12 protein-coding genes are annotated in these 19353 nt (G+C 42.8%); 9 read left to right on the top strand and 3 right to left on the bottom strand.

What is annotated here, in order from left to right:
* The first annotated feature begins 123 nt into the window (after window positions 1-123).
* The 4 genes from BW976_RS14435 (at window position 124) to BW976_RS14420 (ending at window position 7342) form a co-directional block, all read left to right on the top strand.
* A complete protein-coding gene (locus tag BW976_RS14435) occupies window positions 124-1089 on the top strand; it encodes a quinone oxidoreductase family protein (protein ID WP_076374026.1) in 966 nt (321 codons plus the stop codon).
* 295 nt (window positions 1090-1384) lie between these two features.
* The gene (locus BW976_RS14430; RefSeq protein ID WP_076374025.1) at window positions 1385-4510 is read left to right on the top strand and encodes an AsmA family protein; all 3126 of its coding nucleotides are present in this window, start codon (window positions 1385-1387) and stop codon (window positions 4508-4510) included.
* A gap of 78 nt (window positions 4511-4588) precedes the next feature.
* On the top strand, window positions 4589-5878 hold the full coding sequence (locus tag BW976_RS14425; protein ID WP_076374024.1) for a DUF885 domain-containing protein: 1290 nt from the start codon (window positions 4589-4591) through the stop codon (window positions 5876-5878).
* A gap of 456 nt (window positions 5879-6334) precedes the next feature.
* Window positions 6335-7342: a hypothetical protein gene (locus BW976_RS14420; RefSeq protein WP_076374023.1), complete on the top strand. Its 1008-nt coding sequence runs from the start codon at window positions 6335-6337 to the stop codon at window positions 7340-7342.
* A 143-nt stretch (window positions 7343-7485) separates the two neighbouring features.
* On the opposite strand, the gene BW976_RS14415 is transcribed toward BW976_RS14420, so the two are convergent.
* Window positions 7486-9144, bottom strand: coding sequence for an alpha-L-fucosidase (locus tag BW976_RS14415; RefSeq protein WP_076374022.1), 1659 nt, complete (start codon window positions 9142-9144; stop codon window positions 7486-7488).
* A gap of 274 nt (window positions 9145-9418) precedes the next feature.
* Here BW976_RS14415 and BW976_RS14410 point away from each other — a divergent pair, with 274 nt between their 5' ends.
* Window positions 9419-10300: a helix-turn-helix domain-containing protein gene (locus BW976_RS14410; protein ID WP_076374021.1), complete on the top strand. Its 882-nt coding sequence runs from the start codon at window positions 9419-9421 to the stop codon at window positions 10298-10300.
* 21 nt (window positions 10301-10321) lie between these two features.
* On the opposite strand, the gene BW976_RS14405 is transcribed toward BW976_RS14410, so the two are convergent.
* Window positions 10322-12343: a phosphatidylinositol-specific phospholipase C domain-containing protein gene (locus BW976_RS14405; RefSeq protein ID WP_076374020.1), complete on the bottom strand. Its 2022-nt coding sequence runs from the start codon at window positions 12341-12343 to the stop codon at window positions 10322-10324.
* Between the two features lie 130 nt (window positions 12344-12473).
* On the opposite strand from BW976_RS14405, the gene BW976_RS14400 reads away from it, so the two are divergent.
* Together BW976_RS14400 and BW976_RS14395 are read left to right on the top strand one after the other, a co-directional pair.
* Window positions 12474-13934: a hypothetical protein gene (locus BW976_RS14400; RefSeq protein ID WP_076374019.1), complete on the top strand. Its 1461-nt coding sequence runs from the start codon at window positions 12474-12476 to the stop codon at window positions 13932-13934.
* Between the two features lie 215 nt (window positions 13935-14149).
* Window positions 14150-15421: a BamA/TamA family outer membrane protein gene (locus BW976_RS14395; protein ID WP_076374018.1), complete on the top strand. Its 1272-nt coding sequence runs from the start codon at window positions 14150-14152 to the stop codon at window positions 15419-15421.
* Here BW976_RS14395 and BW976_RS14390 read toward each other — a convergent pair.
* The gene (locus BW976_RS14390; protein WP_139332306.1) at window positions 15418-16140 is read right to left on the bottom strand and encodes a hypothetical protein; all 723 of its coding nucleotides are present in this window, start codon (window positions 16138-16140) and stop codon (window positions 15418-15420) included. The two genes, BW976_RS14395 and BW976_RS14390, sit on opposite strands and share 4 nt — an antisense overlap.
* A 239-nt stretch (window positions 16141-16379) precedes the next feature.
* Between BW976_RS14390 and BW976_RS14385 the strand changes: the two genes are divergently transcribed.
* Entirely contained in the window at window positions 16380-17690 is a 1311-nt protein-coding gene (locus BW976_RS14385; RefSeq protein ID WP_076374016.1) for an aspartate kinase, read from the top strand.
* A gap of 136 nt (window positions 17691-17826) precedes the next feature.
* A complete protein-coding gene (gene lysA / locus BW976_RS14380) occupies window positions 17827-19017 on the top strand; it encodes a diaminopimelate decarboxylase (RefSeq protein ID WP_076374015.1) in 1191 nt (396 codons plus the stop codon).
* The last annotated feature ends 336 nt before the right edge of the window (window positions 19018-19353 follow it).

Here is a 19353-nt window from a genome sequence, read left to right as displayed (position 1 = left end):
CTGTAAATTAAATGTTACGTTCGGGGGGCGGGGGGCTCTTCAAAATATCATGCTATTGTCTGTTTATGTTGAATTATAGGCCATGTTAAATGGATGACCCGAAAAAGATAGATATTAGATGATATGAAAGCATTAACATTTTCCGCTTTTGGCGACCCTGGCGTTCTTCAATATCAGGAGATCGCCCCACCTGTATTAAAAACCGGGGATATATTGGTTGAAATGAAAGCCATCGGCCTGAATTTTTCTGATACCGAAAGACGCAAAGGCAATTATCACCTGCTGGGCGAGCCACCTTATATTGCAGGTTACGAAGGCGCTGGTATAGTAGCAGACAATAATGGTCATCCGCATTTTAAACCGGGTGATAGGGTGAGTTTTGGCGATGTACCTTTTGCCAATGCCGAACTGGTTGCTGTTCCGGTAACCCACGCTATTCCTTTACCTGCCGAAATAAGCTTTGAGACAGCCGCTGCTATTCTTTTACAGGGTATGACGGCGCATTACCTGGCAACAGACAGCCATCAGGTTAAGCCCGGCGAAACAGTATTGTTGCACGCGGTAGCCGGAGGTGTTGGGCAATTGCTTACGCAAATATGTAAACTGCTTGGTGCAAAGGTTATCGGTCTTACATCTTCGGAACCAAAAAAAACAGCTGCGCTTGCCGCCGGGGCAGATACCGTCTTTTTATACCAGGACAATTGGAAAGAAAAAGTGTTGGATTACACCAGCGGCAAAGGCGTAGATGTAACCTATGATAGCGTGGCAAGTACCCTGAATGATAGCCTTGCGGTAACCCGGGTATTAGGTACAGTAGTGTTATACGGAAAAGCCGGAGGTTTACCGCAGCCGTCGCCATCTTTAGAGCTATTGATGGATCGTTCGCAAACTATTACAGGAGGCGATCTTTGGAGTTATCTCGATTCGAAAGAAGAAAGGATCAAACGCTCGGGCGTATTATTTAACTGGATATCCTCGGGACAACTGGTGTTGCAGGCTCCCACAGCTTTTAAATTGGCCGATGGCAAACTGGCCCATGAGTATATGGAAAGCAAACAAAGCACCGGGAAGATCATTCTAATTCCCTGATCAATTGGTTATTACAACCGAGCTTTTAAGTTGGAACTGTTCGTTATAAAATATCCCTGCCCCCGGGCCCTTTAGAGGGGGCCCGTAATGGGGACAAGGAACTTATAGTACCGACAATATACCATACGCTAAAAAAGGTGTATTCGATACACCGGTTGAATAATATTTATGCATTTAATCATCAGTTAAAACATTTTACCAAAAAAAAGCTTAATAATTATTTTACCCACGGCGTTTGGCTTTTATCCTTTATCCTTATCTTCATAGCTCCTTATCTGCAATTATTTTTATGCCGATGCCCGTCAAAAAAATTATATTTAAAACGCTTAAAATAAGCGGTATTACAGTGGTAAGTTTATTGCTGCTGATGTTTCTGCTACCCTATCTCTTCCCGCAAACCATAACCAACAAGATCAAACAATGGGCGGGAGGCAGCATCTACGGTAGACTGAATTTTACCAGCACGCGCTTGTCGTTCTTTAAAAGATTCCCGGCACTTACCCTTACGTTAAATGATTTTTTGTTAGATGGCAGTGCACCTTTCCAGAATGATACCCTGGTTGCCGCCAAAGAGGTTTCACTGGCGATAGATCTTTCGTCGGTATTTAAAACCAAGATCAAAATCAATAAAATATACCTTAGCCAGGCGGTTATCAACATCCAGGTTGATAGCAGCGGTAAAGCCAACTACAACGTATACAAATCAAAGGATAACAAACCTGCGAATGCGGCTGACACCAGTAGCGCGTCTTTAGGTATTGAACAGATACTGATCGAAAAAAGCCGGTTGGTGTATGATGATAAGTCGGTACCCATGCAAATTGGCGCCAGCGGTTTTAATTATAAAGGCAGCGGCGACCTGAGTAAGGATGTTTTTGATCTGTCGAGCCATATCGCGGCAGCCTCTGTCGACTTTATTTATGGTGGTAAAAGCTATGTTCATCATAAAAAAGTAAATGCCGACCTAGTCACCAGCATCAACACCAAATCATTGGCTTTTGCCTTTCAGAAAAACGATCTGCTCATTAATAAGCTGCCGGTTAAATTTAAGGGCCGGTTTGAGTTCCTGAAAGAGGGTTATGATATGGATTTCCGCATCACCTCTGACCAGAACGACCTGGGGGATATTTTTACTGCTCTGCCAGCCGAATATGAGAAATATGTAGACAACATGGATATCAGTGGCAACGGCAATATCCAGATTGCGCTTACCGGTAAATACATCGCCTCCAAAAACATCATGCCCGACTTTACTTTTAACATGAAGGTACGCGATGGTGCTATTGTGAACAAAAGTACCCCCGAGCCGGTAAAAAACCTGTTCATCAATATGGATGCTAAATTGCCGGGGCTCAATCCAGATAGTTTGAATCTGAATGTAGATTCGATATATTTTAACATCGGTAAAGATTATTTTGGCTCGGTGATCAAGGTAAAAGGTATCAAGGAGCCGCAGATTTTCGCCAAGATCAATACCGAGATCGACCTGCAAAAATGGAATCGTGCTTTTGGCGTTAAAGCGGTTGATCTGAAAGGGCGTTACTCGTTGCACCTGCTGGCAGAAGGGAAATATACCAAAGGACTAAAAAGAACCGGGGGCTTACGGCCAAAGACGGAAACAGTGATCACCAGTATTCCTAAATTTACACTGCATTCTAAATTTACAGATGGGTATATCAAATACGCCAACCTGCCCGAAGCGCTTAAAAATATCAGCTTTAACCTGAATGCCGCCTGCCCCGATCATGATATAGCTCATGCCACCTTGCAGGTGGACAACCTGAACGCAATTGCGCTTAATAACTATTTAAAAGGATACTTAAAACTGAGCAATACTGCCGGGGCTATGATTGACGCGGGGCTTCAAACAAAATTCCATCTAAGTGATGTGAAGCAATTTTTGCCTGCCGATAGCGGGATGGATGTCCGCGGCGACCTGGACGCCAATTTGCAGATCAAAGGCAGGTACATTCCTGCACGCCGGATATTTCCGGTTACCGATGCCAAACTGGAATTGAAGAACGGCTATATTCAAACCAAATACTATCCGCACCCAGTGAAGGATATACAGGTGAGTGCCAATATTACCAACACCTCCACTTCATTAAAGGGATTGAAAGTAAACATCAAACCGGTGTCTTTTAATTTTGAAGGACAGCCTTTTATGCTGAAAGCCGATCTGCATAATTTTGACGATTTGAACTACCGTATAGCCTCGCGCGGGCAATTGGATATCGGCAAGATTTATAAAGTATTTGCTATGAAAGGCTATGATGTAAAAGGCTTTATCAGCACCAACTTTTCGTTGAAGGGTAAACAAAGTGACGCTCTTGCAGGTAGGTATAACCTGTTAGGTAACTCTGGCACCATGAAAGTGAGGGATATTACGCTCCGGTCGGAATTATTTCCCAAACCCTTCCTGATCAAAACGGGTTTGTTTAGCTTTAACCAGGATAAGATGAAGTTTGATCAGTTTACCGCAAACTATGGCAAATCAGTAATTGTTTTGAATGGCGCGCTGTCAAATGTGATTGATTATGCCATCAAACCCAATGCTCCACTCAAAGGGCAGTTTAACCTGCAAAGCGACCTGATCATTGCTGATGATTTTATGGCCTTCGCAGGTACACCAGCTTCTGCCAAACCTACCCCAACTAAATCAAACGGGGTTATCCTGGTGCCTGCCAACCTCAACCTGGATTTTACCGCCAACGTGAAAAAGGTAAAATACATGGGCCTGGATATCAGCGATGCCAAAGGCCAAATGAGCATCAGCAATGGACAGATCATCCTTAAACAAACCGGCTTTACCCTGATAGGTGCACCAGTGGTGATGGACGCTACTTATGGCAGTACCACACCGCAAAAGGCCTATTTTGATTACCATATCAACGCCAAAGAATTTGATATACAACGTGCTTACAAGGAAGTAAAAATGTTTCATGATATGGCTTCATCCGCCGCGCATGTGCAAGGCATCGTATCGTTGGATTATAAGCTGAACGGTAAGTTGAACGGTGATATGAGGCCCATTTACCCCTCCATAAAAGGCGGTGGCGTGCTTTCGGTTAAAAAGGTGAAACTGTATGGCTTTAAGCTGTTCAGTGCGGTTGGCAAACAAACCGGGCACGATAGCCTGGCCAAGGGTGATGTTTCTAAAGTGGATATCAAAAGCACCATCGCCAATAATATCATGACCATTGAGCGTACCAAAATGCGTATGGCCGGTTTCAGGCCGAGGTTTGAAGGCCAGGTAAGCCTGGATGGCAAACTGAACCTGCAATTCAGGCTTGGACTACCTCCATTCGGTATATTCGGCATCCCGATGACCATCACCGGCACCCAGGAAAACCCTAAAATAAAAATGGGCAAAGCGAAGAAGGAAGATGAGTTGAAGGAGACGACGGAGGATGATAAGTAGTGTTGACTTTGTAATGAATACACCGGTTAAATTAATTAAGCCCGTGTAACAAAAGAGCCAATTTCTGATCATTAGATCATGAAGACCTTTATAGCCACTATCAGCCTTTGCATACTTTCTTTATTCCATATCAATAAGCAACAAAACTTCGATGCTTTTTGCAGCAAATTTGTGAGTGGTTACAAAGCACTCAATCTGCCGGAGCTTGACCTGAGTTATGTAACCGGGCTGGAGCACATTGGTTCGGCAGAGGCCTTGCAAAAACAGCTTGTTTTTTTCAAGTCCGTACGGGCGGAGCTCGGCAATTATAGCCCCGCAGAGCTAAACCCTTCACAAAAAACTGATTACGCACTGATTGATTATGAGAGCGAACTCAACCTGGAACGCCTCGTGTTGGAACAGGACTGGCTCAAACAAAAACCGGCGCAGATACCTGCAGGCGGAATCATCAATATACCCAATGGCAAAGCCTGGTATGCTTATTTATTAAAGCGCTGGGTAAATGCTGATGTAACGCCCGATCAGATATACCAGTTTGGCCTTACTGAAGTAAGCAGGGTGCAAAAACATATAGAGGCTATCAGGGCGCAAACCGGTTTAAGTGAAGATGCTTTTTACAAGCATTTAAATGACTCCTCCTTTTTTGAAAAAGATCCAGCTAAGGTACAGCAGGCGTTTGAGCATACCAAAGCCATTGTATATACCAACTTACCCAAGCTTTTTAACAATACGAATATCCGTCCGCTAAAAATAGAAAAGGGGGCCGCTAAGCAACTTGCCCAAACGCCGGGCTATTATGATAACGACACTTTTTATTATAACCTTTTTGATAAACCTTACAATAAACGGCAGGTTGATTGGCTTTTTATACATGAAGCGGTACCGGGTCATCATTATCAATCAAGTATAGTAGGCCAAACCAAAACATCTGCCGTTCAACAGCTTTTCTTTTATATGGGCTTTGCCGAAGGCTGGGCCGCCTATATCGAGGAGCTGGGCAAGCAATTAGGCGTATACCAAACCCCTTACGACGAACTGGGCAAATGGGAGTGGGATATGGTACGATCCGTACGTGTACCGCTTGATGTTGGATTAAATTACTACGGTTGGACCGACGCGCAGGCCCTTGCCTTCTGGAAAAAAAACATTCGTAACCAGGATGATATTGCCCAACGCGAAATAGCCCGTATCAGGCGTTGGCCCGCGCAGGTAGTAACCTATAAATATGGCGCCCTGCAAATATTACACTGGAAAGAAGAATTGCAGAAGAAACAGGGCAAGAATTTTAATATCAAAGATTTTCATTCCCGGGTGTTAGATCATGGTTCGTTGCCGCTGTTTTTGGTAAAGGAAAACGTGTTCAGATAGATAAATATTTCATTCTACTCCATTGAGGATAGCAAACATGCTAATCAGCTCTAAGCGCTTAAAAATATCCGCTATAACCAGTACTGTGGTCAGTGTTTGATTTTATAGCAGGTTTAGCAAGAAATTATTACGCAAACGTTTGTTTTGGATTTAATTATAATAATGGCAATTTAACCATTGGTTTATCTTTCTGTCATAAAAATTAAAGCAGATTTAGTATTAAATTTCTACTTTTTAAAAAAAAATAATATTCAATTTCACACATTGATGTTTCTGACCACTGATGCCCGTTTGATAGAGTTAAGTAATGCTATTTAATTGGTAAACAAACGATTGTGTTAATATTTTTCAATTACCCGTGTTGCTTAATGTTAATTTAGAATTAACTAAAATGGCCAATACATAGTATATGTTAATGCGTTTTTAAACCAATCAAACCAAACTACTAACATCATTATGAAACACAAAAAAATTAATTCTAACGCTAAGTTGGAAAGAAACTCATTCATGCTGCTTACGGCAGGGATCCTTTTTGCGTCGATATTTGCAGGCTGTCAAAAACAAGGTGCAGTAAATCCGGCTAAAACCAATGTTGCTGCTGCAACAAATCAACAAACGGAGTTTGTATTAACTCCTTTTGGAAAGGTGCCTGCCTCTAAAGTACACTTAGTGGAATCAGGTACCGAAATAGCGGTAATGAATGGGAATATTAAAAAAATAAATTCAACAACAGGAGCCATACTGGCCGACTATGGATCTGCTACCCCTGCAACAAATAATAATGCCGTAAAAAAAACTATAACACAAAGCCTGGCAGTTCAAAGTTCGGGAGGTACTTTAGGTAACGGCTATTATGTTGACTCACCTCTGCCATCAGGAAAAAATATCCAGTCATTCTCTACATCCTGGGTTGTTCCCAGCGCTCCGGTTGCTGGCGCGGATACCGTACAGTTTTTGTGGAACGGGGCAGATAATGCTGACGGTGGAAGTGCCTTTATGCAGCCTGTTTTATGTTGGAATAACGGCTATGGCCATATTTGGTATGTTCAAAACTGGGGTTATGTAAATGGAGCGTATTTCCATTCCAATGCAAGCGCGGCGATAGCCAGTGGCACAACCGTAACAGGGGTAATGACACAGATTTCTGCCACTCCCGGGGCATATAAATATACCATAGGTTTTACCGGCTATCCATCTGTAACTTATACACAAACTTATCCCGACCCGGCAAATGAAGTTATAGAATGCTGGGAGTCTTATGCCAGTAGTTATACCTCTTTTCCGCCTGACCAGTATGTTGCCATGAAATCAATGAACCTGCAATATGTTGGAAGCGGGTCAACCAATCAGCCAATTACATGGATACAAACCAATGATGGTGCAAGACCTACACCATCGGGGAAAAACACGGTTATAAAAAATAATGGCACCAATAACTCTATAGTCGATTTTTATTTTAGATAACATCATTTAATCTGTTGGCCATTTAAATAGCTGTAATAATCAATTATTTTGTACGTGATCCTTATAATTTAATGGGGATCACGTATTTTTTATGTTCATCCGAAATATAGAACCGTTTGCCCCCCACGGGCTTAATAATAATTTTACACGGCACCTTCAATTTTAAATACCAAGGCATTTTTGCCGGGTTGTTGTGCGGGCATCTGCACTTTTAATCCATCGGCATTTTGTTGCCAGTTAAGCTTGTCATTATAGCCCAGTATACTCACTCCGGTTATCTTTTTCCCTTTTAATTGCGGCGATGAGGTAGCTAATGATTTGATTAGACTGCCTTTTTCGCCGGGCCAGCCCATGGCTATAACATACAGCGTTTGACCTTTGGTAGTAAAACGGATATCATCTGCCGTAAATGGTTTCCCTTTGCCCTCATTAAAACCCTGCTCGTTGATAGGCACCGCCGATTCCATAGCTGGTCCCTCACCAAATACTTTCCAGGGCCGGGTGCCATAAATAGCCTCGCTGTTAATCTGCATCCAGGCGGCAACTCCTTCCACAATAGCGCGCTCTTCACTATCAATAGTACCATCACCACGTACGGGTATATTCAATAAGAGATTGCCGTTTTTACTCACTACATCTACCAGGGTATGTATTACGGTTTTGGCGCTTTTATAGCCTTTGTTATCAAATAGCCTGCGGTCATAATGCCAGCCGCCAATACAGGTATCGGTTTGCCAGGGCAGGGGTTCAATCTGGTTGCTTTGCCCGCGTTCAATATCCCATATCATACATTTACGTTGCTGTTCATCCAGCATTTTGGCAAATAGGGCCGCCTGTAGCTTGCCATGCTTTTTAATACTGGTATTATACATATGAGCCGCTATTTTCAATCCTGCATCACTCACCGGCCAAAGCGGTAAAACACTATCATCAAAATAAATAAGCTCGGGGCCGTATTTATCAATCAGTTCTATGGTCCGGTTCAAAAATTTATCACAATATGCTTTGCTCGGTACGCTGGCGCCGTTGCCCCAGTCCCAATGGCGGCTCATACTGCCGTCATTAAGGCTATCCTCACTTAACGCATGGTTTTGTGCATAGAGTTCCTGCGGATCGTAACCGTTCCACCATTTGCCGGCACCATCCGCTTTAGTCAGTTTGCCATCATAAGGTACACCTGCGTAAGGGCCCGTTTTATCAGAACGTTGGGCCACTTCATACCAAGTCCACGGGTGGGAAGCATGTACGGTTACCCCAAAGGTTAGGTCATGTTCCCGGGCTGCTTTTGCCCAGCCGCCCACGAGGTCTTTTTTAGGTCCCAGTTTGGTAGCGTTCCAGCTTTGATATTTGCTATCGTAAAGGTCGAAATTATCATGATGATTGGCCAGGGCCATAAAGTATTTGGCGCCGGCGCGTTTATATAAACCAAGCAGTTCGCTGGGATTCCAGTTCTCGGCCTTCCATTCGTTGATCACATCCTTAAACCCAAATTTTGAGGGGTGACCATACTTTTGGATATGGTATTTATACTGGTCGCTGCCTTCCTGATACATGCCGCGGGCATACCAGTCACCACGTTCAGGTTGGCATTGCGGCCCCCAGTGTGCCCATATGCCAAACTTAGCATCGCGAAACCAATCAGGTACCTGGTACGCAGCAAGCGAGCCCCAGTCAGGTTTAAAAGGTCCATCGGCTATGCCAGGAGTAGGATTAGAGCGCAACAGGCTGTGACCATAAAGTTTGGATAGATATAAAGAAGATATTCCTGTAGCTAAACTTTTTATTAATGTTCTTCTTTTCATGTATGGGTTTAATAATTACAATAAAACTTGGTGAGGTATCCGGGTTATTATCCGCAACTGCTGTAATATGAATAATCGGTTAATCAAACTTAAGTTGAAATAACCACTAAATGATTACCCTAATAGGACTTTTTTTTATACAAAACCGACTTTTTGTTTAATATTGCTGTGACAAAAACACAAAGATTTTTTTAATGTTTCCTGAGGGTGATAACGTATCAGGATATTCTTGTAGAAGAAATAGTAATTAAAAATAACTTGTAAACAGTGAATTATGATCAAGAGAACGTTAAGACATACATTTACATTATTAAATGTAGATCACGTAAAACTTGGCCCGAAATGGAACTATAAAAACGTGATCAGTCCTTATTTCAGGCTGTATTATATTGATGCCGGTGAAGGTGAAATCTCGGATGTTTCAACCACGTTGAAACTTGAACCGGGTTACCTTTACATTATACCAAGTTTCACTTTTTGTAATCTTACCTGCCAAAATCAGATGGGGCAGTATTTTATCCAGTTTTTTGAGGAGTCATCTGATGGTATTTCCTTATTCGCCCATAACCGGTCGATCTTTAAGGTAAAGACCAGCGAAATAGATGTCATGAACTTTGTACGCTTGTTGGAGATCAATCCCGGCCGGGGAATCAATCGTTCCGATAATCCCCGCATTTATGAAAAAAATATCTTCTACAAAGAATACCAGGAGCTTAATAATCAGCAAAACATGGCAACTTTTATAGAAACCAATGGCATTCTTTTGCAATTGGTGTCCCGCTTTTTAACTCCGGAAATACTTAAACATAAGGAAACGAGCCACATACCCGTTAAGATCCTCAACGCCATCAGTTATATTCAGCTAAACCTGCACCTGGATCTGTCTGTAACCCATCTGGCACAGCAAGCCAATCAGCATACCGATTATTTTTCGCGCCTGTTTCAACAATGTACGGGAGAAAGACCCGTAAAGTACATTCATGAAAAAAGAATTGAGCGGGCCCAATACCTAATGGTGACCACCCGGATGACCTACCCGGAAATTGCTGAGCAAACCGGTTTTGAAAATATTTTTTACTTCTCTAAGGTATTTAAAAAAGTTACGGGCATGTCGCCAGGCAATTATAAAAAACAAATTGAGTTGGTTCGTTTTTAGATTCTGTGCAGTACGGGAACCTTAATTATAAACCGGGGTACCATTCAGTTCAATACAATAATCAGTTACCCAGGCTCCGGCTACGTCAATATATAAAATATTGGGTTTATTGTTTTTGTTGATGGTGCCCGTGCTTATCCATTCATTAACTTTTGCCGGTAGATATTTGTTGCCCGCCGTAGCCATGTCAATGATACTCTTGTTTTTTTTGATCACATTGGTGAGCAGCATCAAGCCGTTAATTACCGGATCCACGTTCTCATCCTGAAAATCGTTACATACCAGTGCGGCTTCGTCACTGCTTTGGGTCAATTGCCAGTCGAGGCGTATCAGGTCGTTATTACTCACGCCGCTTTTCATCGAGGTGAAAAATAATTCCTCTTTGGCCAGTAATTTATTGATCTGATTGGTAGCTGCATAAGCCCTGCGGATGTTCAGAAATGTTTTGCTTTTATCGGCCATCGAGTTGGAGTCGATGAGTTTATCGGCGCTGGCATATTGCTCAAAAGTCACGATTACCTTACCTGCCAGGTCGTTTAGCTTAATATGGTCAATACTTTTCGACTGGTTATTATAAATTCGATCTTTACCCAACGCCTGGAAAATATAATCAGCCACCTCATTTGCCGAGGTTTCTTTAGGGCAAAAATGGCTGAAGGTTAAAATGATGAACTCCTTTTTATTACGGTCAAGGAAGTTTTTAACGGAGTCAAGGATATCCTTAAAACGTTCGCCGTAACCGCCGCCCATAGCCTCGGTCATACAATCTGATGAGCTGTGTTTGGTATAAATACTGTTTTTAAATGAGCCCACCCGCAAATCAAACATCCGGATGCCCGCGTTAAGCTGTTGGCCTATATTTAATTTTTGCGTAAGCGTATTGCAGTTATTGATAGAACCGGCCTGCTTACCACCTGTACCATTTAATGCCGACATGCCCGCATCATGCGAGCCGGGAATCACAATGTCTTTAAGCGTAAGATCGCCTTTGGCCGGAAAAAGGGTATCCTCCATCCACCGGGCCGGGTCGTAGGTAGTGAAAAAGCTCAGGTACAGTTTTTGATCGCTGCCAATAAAAGCCATCACAAATTTTTTAGCATCAACCTTGCAAACAGCAACCGGGTAGGCTGTTTTAAAATAGCCGGGCAGAGGGTGTCCGGTTAATGATCTGGCTTGTTCTTCGCCGGTAGCGTAGTATACATTATTGTCCTTTTTATTGTCTTTCCAGATATAAAACAAACGCGTAGTATTAAAAATGTGGTAGATAGCCGGCGATACCCTGGTTTTTGAACCAGATACCGGCGACTGGTCCGTCCAGGCCTGGGTATTGGTATTCAGATCGGTGTAGTAAATACCCTGGTCGTTGTAATAACAAAGCCTTACGGTGTTGTTGGAGAGGGTGACTATAAAAGGGTACTCTGAGCTTTTTTTATTGGGTACGGTTTGCAGTGTGGCGGGTTTAAGTATGCCGTTATTATCAGCATCAATAAAGGCCACAACCATATCGTTTTTATTGGCTGCATGCGATGCGATCATGATGCGGCCGTTTACCACAGTTGCCGTAATGCCTGATCGTAATTTGGGCGAATTTTCAAAATTCACGGTACCGATAGCTTGCGTATTAAAAGTAGTATCGCTGTTATTGATCATATATTTTAATGATCCATCGGTGCCCAGCCATAAAACATAGATATGGTTATTGGTTACTCTTAAAACCGGCGCGAATGCGGTTTTTTCTATTCCCGAACTTGCCTCTTTTGCTAAAAGCCGGATGTCGTGCTGTTTGCCCACATAACACACATGGATACTGCCACTTGGGCCCGCCTCTTTCCAGGTAACAAAGTAGTTGCCTTTAAAACTGGTAATATCAATAGCTTTATCAGTACGGGCGGCGGGTAAAAAATTAACAGGCTGGCTAAAGCTCAGATTCTGGGCATGCGCAAAAATGGAAAGGCAAAGTAGTGTTAAGGTAACCGTTATCGACTTCATAAAACAATAATAAACCTCAGCCCAACCCTCTCCTTTGGAGAGGATTATTACCATGATTGCTTTGCAATTTAGGCTAGGCAAAAGTGTTTAAACGAACAGTCGGGGCAAAATAGTTTAACATTAACAGCCAATATTTTTCCCTTAGGTTGAATTTATAATATTTTTACGTCAAATAAATACCCCGATGCTAAAAATCCTTACCACTTTTTTCTGCTTATTATTTTTATTTCAGGGAGTTAGGGCGCAGGATGCCAACTATTGGTCGTCAAATTATAATCCCGCGGGCTTCTTAACACCGGGGGCCGTGATTGCTTTTAATCGCGACAGCGGAGTGATGTTTTTGAACCCGGCGTTACTAGCTTACAGCAACAAAAGTACGGCATCCATTAGTGGGTCCATTTATCAATATAGCAATATCAGGGTAAAGAATGGGGCCGGAACCGGGCTTAATCTTAATTCAAGTTCGGCTACCATCATTCCGCAAATAGTATCTGCTACTATTTCACTCAAAGGAAAAAAGCCTTTTACCTTAGGGTATGCCCTTATCCATAACCCGGTAATGAATTACCAGGTGACGCAACAGCGCGATGCCAAGTTTAATGTGCTTAATGATTCGTACAGTCCGGGCGACGAGTCTTTTTTGGGACAGGTTAAAAAACAGAGCAGTATTAATGAAACTACCGGTATTATAAGCGGAGGTTTTAAAATATCCGATCATTGGGCCTTGGGTTTATCGGCAGAAGGGCAGCTACGTAAGCAAACCGGCGATTATGACGCTAGCTCGAGGGCCTTGATCAATGTAAATACCAATACAGGTTTATTGCCTTTAAGCTCAGCTGAAGAATCATACCTGGCTTCCTATTATCACATAGGTTTGAGGTTTAAAACCGGCCTGGCTTATGATGAAGGCCGAAACCATTTTGGCCTTACTATAACATCGCCCCTGTTGCATATAGCCAGCAGGGCAAATATATTGAGCGATAATACGGTGAATAACCTGATAGTACCCGGCGATGATCCGGAACACCCTGGTAATAAGGACACCATTAACTTTTTAACCAATTCCAGGCAGCAGCGGCTCAAGGCTATTTATAAAATGCCGCTGAGCATTGGTTTTGGCTATGCTTATGATTATAAAAAGGGGCAAATTTATTTTGCTGCAGAATATTTTGCTAAGGTAAACGAGTATAGTATCATAAGTCCGCGTGATGTGGATGTTGTAAAGGGCCAGATCCCTTTGGCAATTTCGGCTAAAACAAGCCTTCAGCTTAAAGATGTAAGACGGTCTGTAATTAACTTTGGGGTTGGGGCGAGTTATTTACTGCGACCCGATGTAACCGGTTTTGTATCATTAAATACAGATTTTAACTACGCCAATAATGACCTTTACAAAGATGATAATGGTTCGTCGAGCAATATCGCTTATTACAATATTTATCATTGTCAGCTTGGGGCTAACCTTAAGCGGCGCAAGTTTAATTTCAGGGCAGGGCTGTTATTAGCATACGGCACAACCAATAAATATTTGCAGGATATCAATTTTGATAACCCCAATGAAAATAACTTCTTGTCGGGAAATCCTGTGAATACCCATGCTTCGCATTTTTCGGCAGGTTTATTGTTAACCTACATTCATAATTTATAACTCCGGCGACTGGTTTCGCCAATTTACAACAGCCTTGTGTAATTTAAATACGAAACATTTTAAGGGTTCGGGGGTTTAAAATTTAGTTCAAAGTAATTGTAGCCAATATATTAGTGATTGATAATTAAATATTTAGCATCCTGAAAACACAACATATAACAAATCGAAGATTTTATTTAGCGTTTAATATTTTACTATTGATATCGTGGGTGGGCATGCCCGATCGGGCCCATAGTCAGACAGTTAACACCGACTCTTTAAAGAAAGATTCTTTACGAAAAAGCGCTGTGCTCATTAAAAGAAAGGAGGCAGCTGCGCTATCCAAACAATATGATATTGGCGATCTGGCAAATGCTATTCTTCATCCACATAAAAAGCCCGATTCTGTTCTGAAAAAATCATCAGGTATCACCGTTATACCTAATGTGGCGGCAAACCCCACTATTGGTTCCCAGATCGGGATCAAGGCCGTGGCCGGCCGTAAATTAGGGAATGATCCTAATACGCTGTTGTCTGTGGCGGCCACATCGGCCTCCATCACCACCAAGGGCATCATTTATTTTTATGTGAACCATAACATATACACGCCGGGCAATAAATGGAACTTCCAGGGTAGCCTGGTAGCGGCTAAAACGGTTACGCCCGATTTTGGACTGGGTATTGGTCGCCAGAATGTAGAAGGAACTGAAGCGGATAAAATACTGGCCGATCCGCAGCGTAAAGTATATACGCTTAAATCGCTTTATTTTAATTTCAGGGAGAAGGCCTATAAAGAGGTGGCGAAAAACCTTTTTGTGGGCGCGGGGGTATCATTTGATATCCGCCGGAATATTGAAGCCAAGGATACCACTAATAAATTAACCCCATCCCGTATCTATAACGAACAACATGGGCTTCCGCAGGATCATTATTCGGCAGACGGGCTGCTTTTTAATGTACAGTACACTACCCGCGATAACCAGAACCGGGCATACAAGGGTATTTATGTAGATGCTGGCTTCCGTGTTAATCAAACCTGGATGGGCAGCACTAAGAGTGCGGTACAGTTTACCACCGATTTCAGGAAATATTTTAGTCTGTCCGAAAGTCATCCGGAACACGTTATCGCTTTCTGGAACTGGGGCTCGTATTTACTCGGCGGTACTTTACCTTACCTGGAGCTTCCGGGCACTGCGCGCGATGGCAGTTTCCGCAGTGGCAGGGGATATACCTCTACCTATTTTAAGGGTACTCAATATAACTACTCCGAAGTAGAATACCGTTTCCCAATACTCCGCAATGGCTTTATCAGCGGAGTTACTTTCTTTAACCTGCAAACCGCCAATGACGAGCTGGGTACCAAACTATTCCAGGTATGGCAACCCGGTGGTGGCGGTGGCTTACGGGTGCTGTTTAACAAGGCTACGCGTACCAATTTGTGTTTGGATTATGCCTATGGTAAATACGGCTCTAAAGGGTTCTTTTTGGGTTTGAACGAGGCGTTTTAATGATCGGGCAGTATCTCTATTTGTTTAGGGTTGATAATGTTTACAGCGAATTTATCTTTGTAAACAATCACGGTACCTTTTATACAGATCTGCTTGTTCAGGAATGCGGTTTCAGGAGTAACCTTAAATTTTTCCTTTACCTTGTTCTTAATCAATATCACCAGGGTACTGTCGCTCAGATATAGTTCGGTAGCCGTTTTATCATCGGATGGTTTACTACCCGAAACCATATCACAATACCATATTTTTTTATTGACCTTGCTCGAAAAATGCTTGTAATTTTCTTTTTTTATACTTGCAGGATCAGGTGGAAGTAATTCGACACTGACAATCCGCGCCCTTGAACGTTTGTTGGTATCCCGTTGCATAGCCTTCATTTCCTTGAAAAAAGCAAGCTGCTCCCCTGATTTGTCCTCAGCCATAAAAAATTGGCTTACCACTTTAGGCTTATCATAGCTCCCGGTTACAATTCCGTATATAATTACAGTGTTGTTTTTGAGCTGTTTAATTAGATACGGCTTAGCTTCGGGATAACCGTAAGCTATCTCAACAGTTACCGGTTGGGTGTTTGATGCGGAATCGATCTGAGTTACGATAATTTTTTGGTCGCTTACTACTTTAAAATCGTGTACATGCCCGTAAATGCAAATAGTATCGCCTATATGGTTGGGTATTTCTCTTAATTCTACGCGTTTGGCTTTAGAAATATTAATATCCATTTTGGGTATATCTTGCGCTGACACTTTGCAAATGAACAGGCTTATAAAAACGATGATAAGGCCGAGGTATTTCATGATATGAAGATAGGGAAAAAGATTCCCTGGTTTATCTCAAAACTTTTTCCTAAACATTTAATTTAGCCTAATATAGCTATAAGTATTTTAAAATCTTATTTTTAGCGCCTCAAATACCGGCACCTGTTTAGCGCCGGTATGCTATAGAACATACAAGCTAAAAAATGAAAGTTTTAAAATTTGGCGGAACATCGGTGGGTAGCCCCGCGCGTATGAAAAATCTGCTCGACATCATTAATTCCTCTGAAAGGCAGATCGTTGTGCTTTCGGCAGTATCAGGCACCACCAACAGCCTGGTTGAAATTGGACAGGCTTATCTCACCGGCGATAAGCAAAAGGCCATAACCCTCATTAAGCTGCTGAAGGATAAGTACGAATTGTTTATCAAGGAACTATTTACTGATGACGAATTTTTAAAACAAGGCAAAGAGGTTATCGACTATCATTTTTCGGTGCTCAGTAACCTGGCCAATGACCTGTTTACTACTATCGAGGATAAGGTTATACTGGCACAAGGCGAATTATTATCAACCACACTGTATCATGTTTACCTGAAACAGATAGGTGTGCCATCAGTACTGCTACCCGCTCTTGATTTTATGAAAATAGATGAGGATAACGAGCCCGTTGTTGATCATATCACCGAAAAATTAACCCCGCTGCTGGATAAACATCCCGAAGTAAACCTGTTTATTACCCAGGGCTTTATTTGCCGTAATGCCTTTGGCGAGGTGGACAACCTGCGCCGCGGGGGCAGCGATTACACTGCATCACTGATAGGCGCGGGTATCCGCAGCGAAGAGGTACAGATCTGGACCGACATCGACGGCATGCACAACAATGATCCGCGCATTGTAAAAGGCACACAGCCCATTGCCCAGTTGTCATTTGATGAGGCTGCCGAGCTGGCTTATTTTGGTGCCAAAATACTGCATCCGCAAAGCGTGTTCCCGGCGCAAAAATATAAGATCCCGGTGCGTTTACTCAATACCATGGATCCAAAGGCACAGGGTACGTTAATTACGAATACCAGCGAAAAGGATAAGATTAAATCCATCGCTGCCAAGGATGGTATTACCGCCATCAAGATCCAATCGAGCCGGATGCTGCTAGCGCATGGTTTTTTGCGTAAAGTGTTTGAAGTATTTGAGCGATACAAAACATCTATTGATATGATCACCACCTCGGAAGTGGCCGTGTCTTTAACCATTGATGATACCACTTACCTGGGCGAGATCACCACGGAGCTTAACGCCTTTGGATCGGTGGAGCTGGATGTGAACCATACCATCATTTGCGTGGTAGGTGATTTTGGCGCCGAAAAACACGGTTACGCAGCACGGGTGCTTGAAGCCGTAAAACATATTCCGCTGAGGATGATATCATACGGCGGCAGCGATCATAACCTGTCGTTACTGGTAAAAACCGAGGATAAGATAGAAACATTGAGGAGCCTGCATAACAGGTTGTTTTGATTTCGGATGTCGGAGTTTCGATTTCGGATTTGTTTCATCCCCTGCTTAATATTTTTGACTTTTTAATTTTTCACGAAGTGTTTTTTCCTTAAGGAGTTCAAGAATGCTTCACAATTTTAATTTTTGACTTTACAAGATGTTCAATACAGATACAATAAATCGCTTTAATGATTTAGATACCCCGTTCTATTATTACGACCTGGAGGTATTACGCCAAACGCTTACTGCCGCCCGCGATGCTTCGGCTAAACATGGCTTTCATGTGCATTATGCGATGAAGGCCAACTTTAATCCGCGGGTTTTGGATATGATCCAATCCTTCGGTTTTGGCGCCGATTGTGTAAGCGGTAATGAGGTAAGGGCGGCTATTGACCGTGGTTTTGACAAAGGTAAAATTGTGTTTGCCGGCGTAGGAAAATCAGACAAAGAAATAAACCTGGGCCTGGATACCGATATCTTTTGTTTCAATGTAGAGTCGGTACAGGAACTGAACATCATCGATGGCCTGGCTGCAGCTAAAGGTAAAAAAGCCAAGGTGGCTATCCGCATCAATCCTAATGTGGATGCCCATACCCACCATTTTATTACCACCGGTCTCGACGAGAATAAGTTCGGCATCAATATCTGGCAACTGCCCGATGTGGCTACCGCTTTACGCCAATGTAAAAACCTGGAGTTTTTAGGTATCCATTTCCATATCGGTTCGCAAATTACCGATCTGGAGGTATACAAAAACCTGTGCACCCGCATCAACGAAATGCAAGACTGGTTCGAGGATCACGGTTTCCCGGTTAAGGTACTCAATACAGGGGGTGGCCTGGGTGTTGACTATTACAGCCCTGATGGCAACATCGCCGATTTTGAAAACTATTTCCAGGTATTCAAAAATTTCCTGAATGTAAAACCAGGTCAGGAAGTACATTTTGAATTAGGTCGTGCCTTGGTTGCCCAAAGTGCATCGCTGATATCACGGGTACTATATGTGAAAAACGGGTTGAAGAAAAACTTCCTGGTGTTAGATGCCGGTATGACCGAGCTGATGCGCCCTATGCTTTACCAGGCATATCATCAGATTGAAAATTTAAGTCAAAATTCAAAATTCAAAATTCAAAATCCGGAACCCGGCAACTCGCAACCCGCAGCCAATATAAAATACGACGTAGTTGGTCCTATCTGCGAAAGTACGGATTGTTTCCAGAAAGACGTGGAGTTCCCGGAATCATTCCGCGGGGATCTGATAGCCATACGCACAGCTGGTGCCTACGGTGAAGTAATGGCATCTGGCTATAACCTGCGCGATAGGGTAGGGAGCATATACTCGGAGTAAGGTTTGTAGATCAAAAACAGGGGCTGTCATCCTGAGTTTTAAAATCCGGGGGCCTTTAAGGGTTCAATGACATTATCTTTGCAAAGCCGTGCAGTGTGGCCGTCTAAGTTATAGTGCATTTTTGCCTGTCCCTGAGTATGGTTCTGAAGCAATGAGTCTAAGGGTATGGTACAACACTAACTGTGTTTGTCCGATGGGTAGCCTGTCTTTTTCTTTACACTCCTTCGGGCACGGCTTATTAACGATAAGTCAACAGGATGGAAAAGATGCATCATCATGCAGCCGGTATAGATATCGGCTCGCGTAAGGTATTTGTAGGATTGGAAAACAGTCCGG

The organism is Mucilaginibacter lappiensis, from assembly GCF_900155965.1.
GTDB lineage: Bacteria > Bacteroidota > Bacteroidia > Sphingobacteriales > Sphingobacteriaceae > Mucilaginibacter > Mucilaginibacter lappiensis.
The sequence above is the reverse complement of the archived record's forward strand: the minus strand, read 5'-3'. Positions and strand labels throughout refer to the sequence as shown.

What these genes read in the sequence shown, in the direction of transcription:
- BW976_RS14435 (WP_076374026.1), top strand. Translation starts at nt 124, where the DNA reads ATGAAAGCATTAACATTTTCCGCTTTTGGCGACCCTGGCGTTCTTCAA.
- BW976_RS14430 (WP_076374025.1), top strand. Translation starts at nt 1,385, where the DNA reads ATGCCCGTCAAAAAAATTATATTTAAAACGCTTAAAATAAGCGGTATT.
- BW976_RS14425 (WP_076374024.1), top strand. Translation starts at nt 4,589, where the DNA reads ATGAAGACCTTTATAGCCACTATCAGCCTTTGCATACTTTCTTTATTC.
- BW976_RS14420 (WP_076374023.1), top strand. Translation starts at nt 6,335, where the DNA reads ATGAAACACAAAAAAATTAATTCTAACGCTAAGTTGGAAAGAAACTCA.
- BW976_RS14415 (WP_076374022.1), bottom strand. Translation starts at nt 9,144, where the DNA reads ATGAAAAGAAGAACATTAATAAAAAGTTTAGCTACAGGAATATCTTCT.
- BW976_RS14410 (WP_076374021.1), top strand. Translation starts at nt 9,419, where the DNA reads ATGATCAAGAGAACGTTAAGACATACATTTACATTATTAAATGTAGAT.
- BW976_RS14405 (WP_076374020.1), bottom strand. Translation starts at nt 12,343, where the DNA reads ATGGTAATAATCCTCTCCAAAGGAGAGGGTTGGGCTGAGGTTTATTAT.
- BW976_RS14400 (WP_076374019.1), top strand. Translation starts at nt 12,474, where the DNA reads ATGCTAAAAATCCTTACCACTTTTTTCTGCTTATTATTTTTATTTCAG.
- BW976_RS14395 (WP_076374018.1), top strand. Translation starts at nt 14,150, where the DNA reads ATGCCCGATCGGGCCCATAGTCAGACAGTTAACACCGACTCTTTAAAG.
- BW976_RS14390 (WP_139332306.1), bottom strand. Translation starts at nt 16,140, where the DNA reads ATGGATATTAATATTTCTAAAGCCAAACGCGTAGAATTAAGAGAAATA.
- BW976_RS14385 (WP_076374016.1), top strand. Translation starts at nt 16,380, where the DNA reads ATGAAAGTTTTAAAATTTGGCGGAACATCGGTGGGTAGCCCCGCGCGT.
- lysA (WP_076374015.1), top strand. Translation starts at nt 17,827, where the DNA reads ATGTTCAATACAGATACAATAAATCGCTTTAATGATTTAGATACCCCG.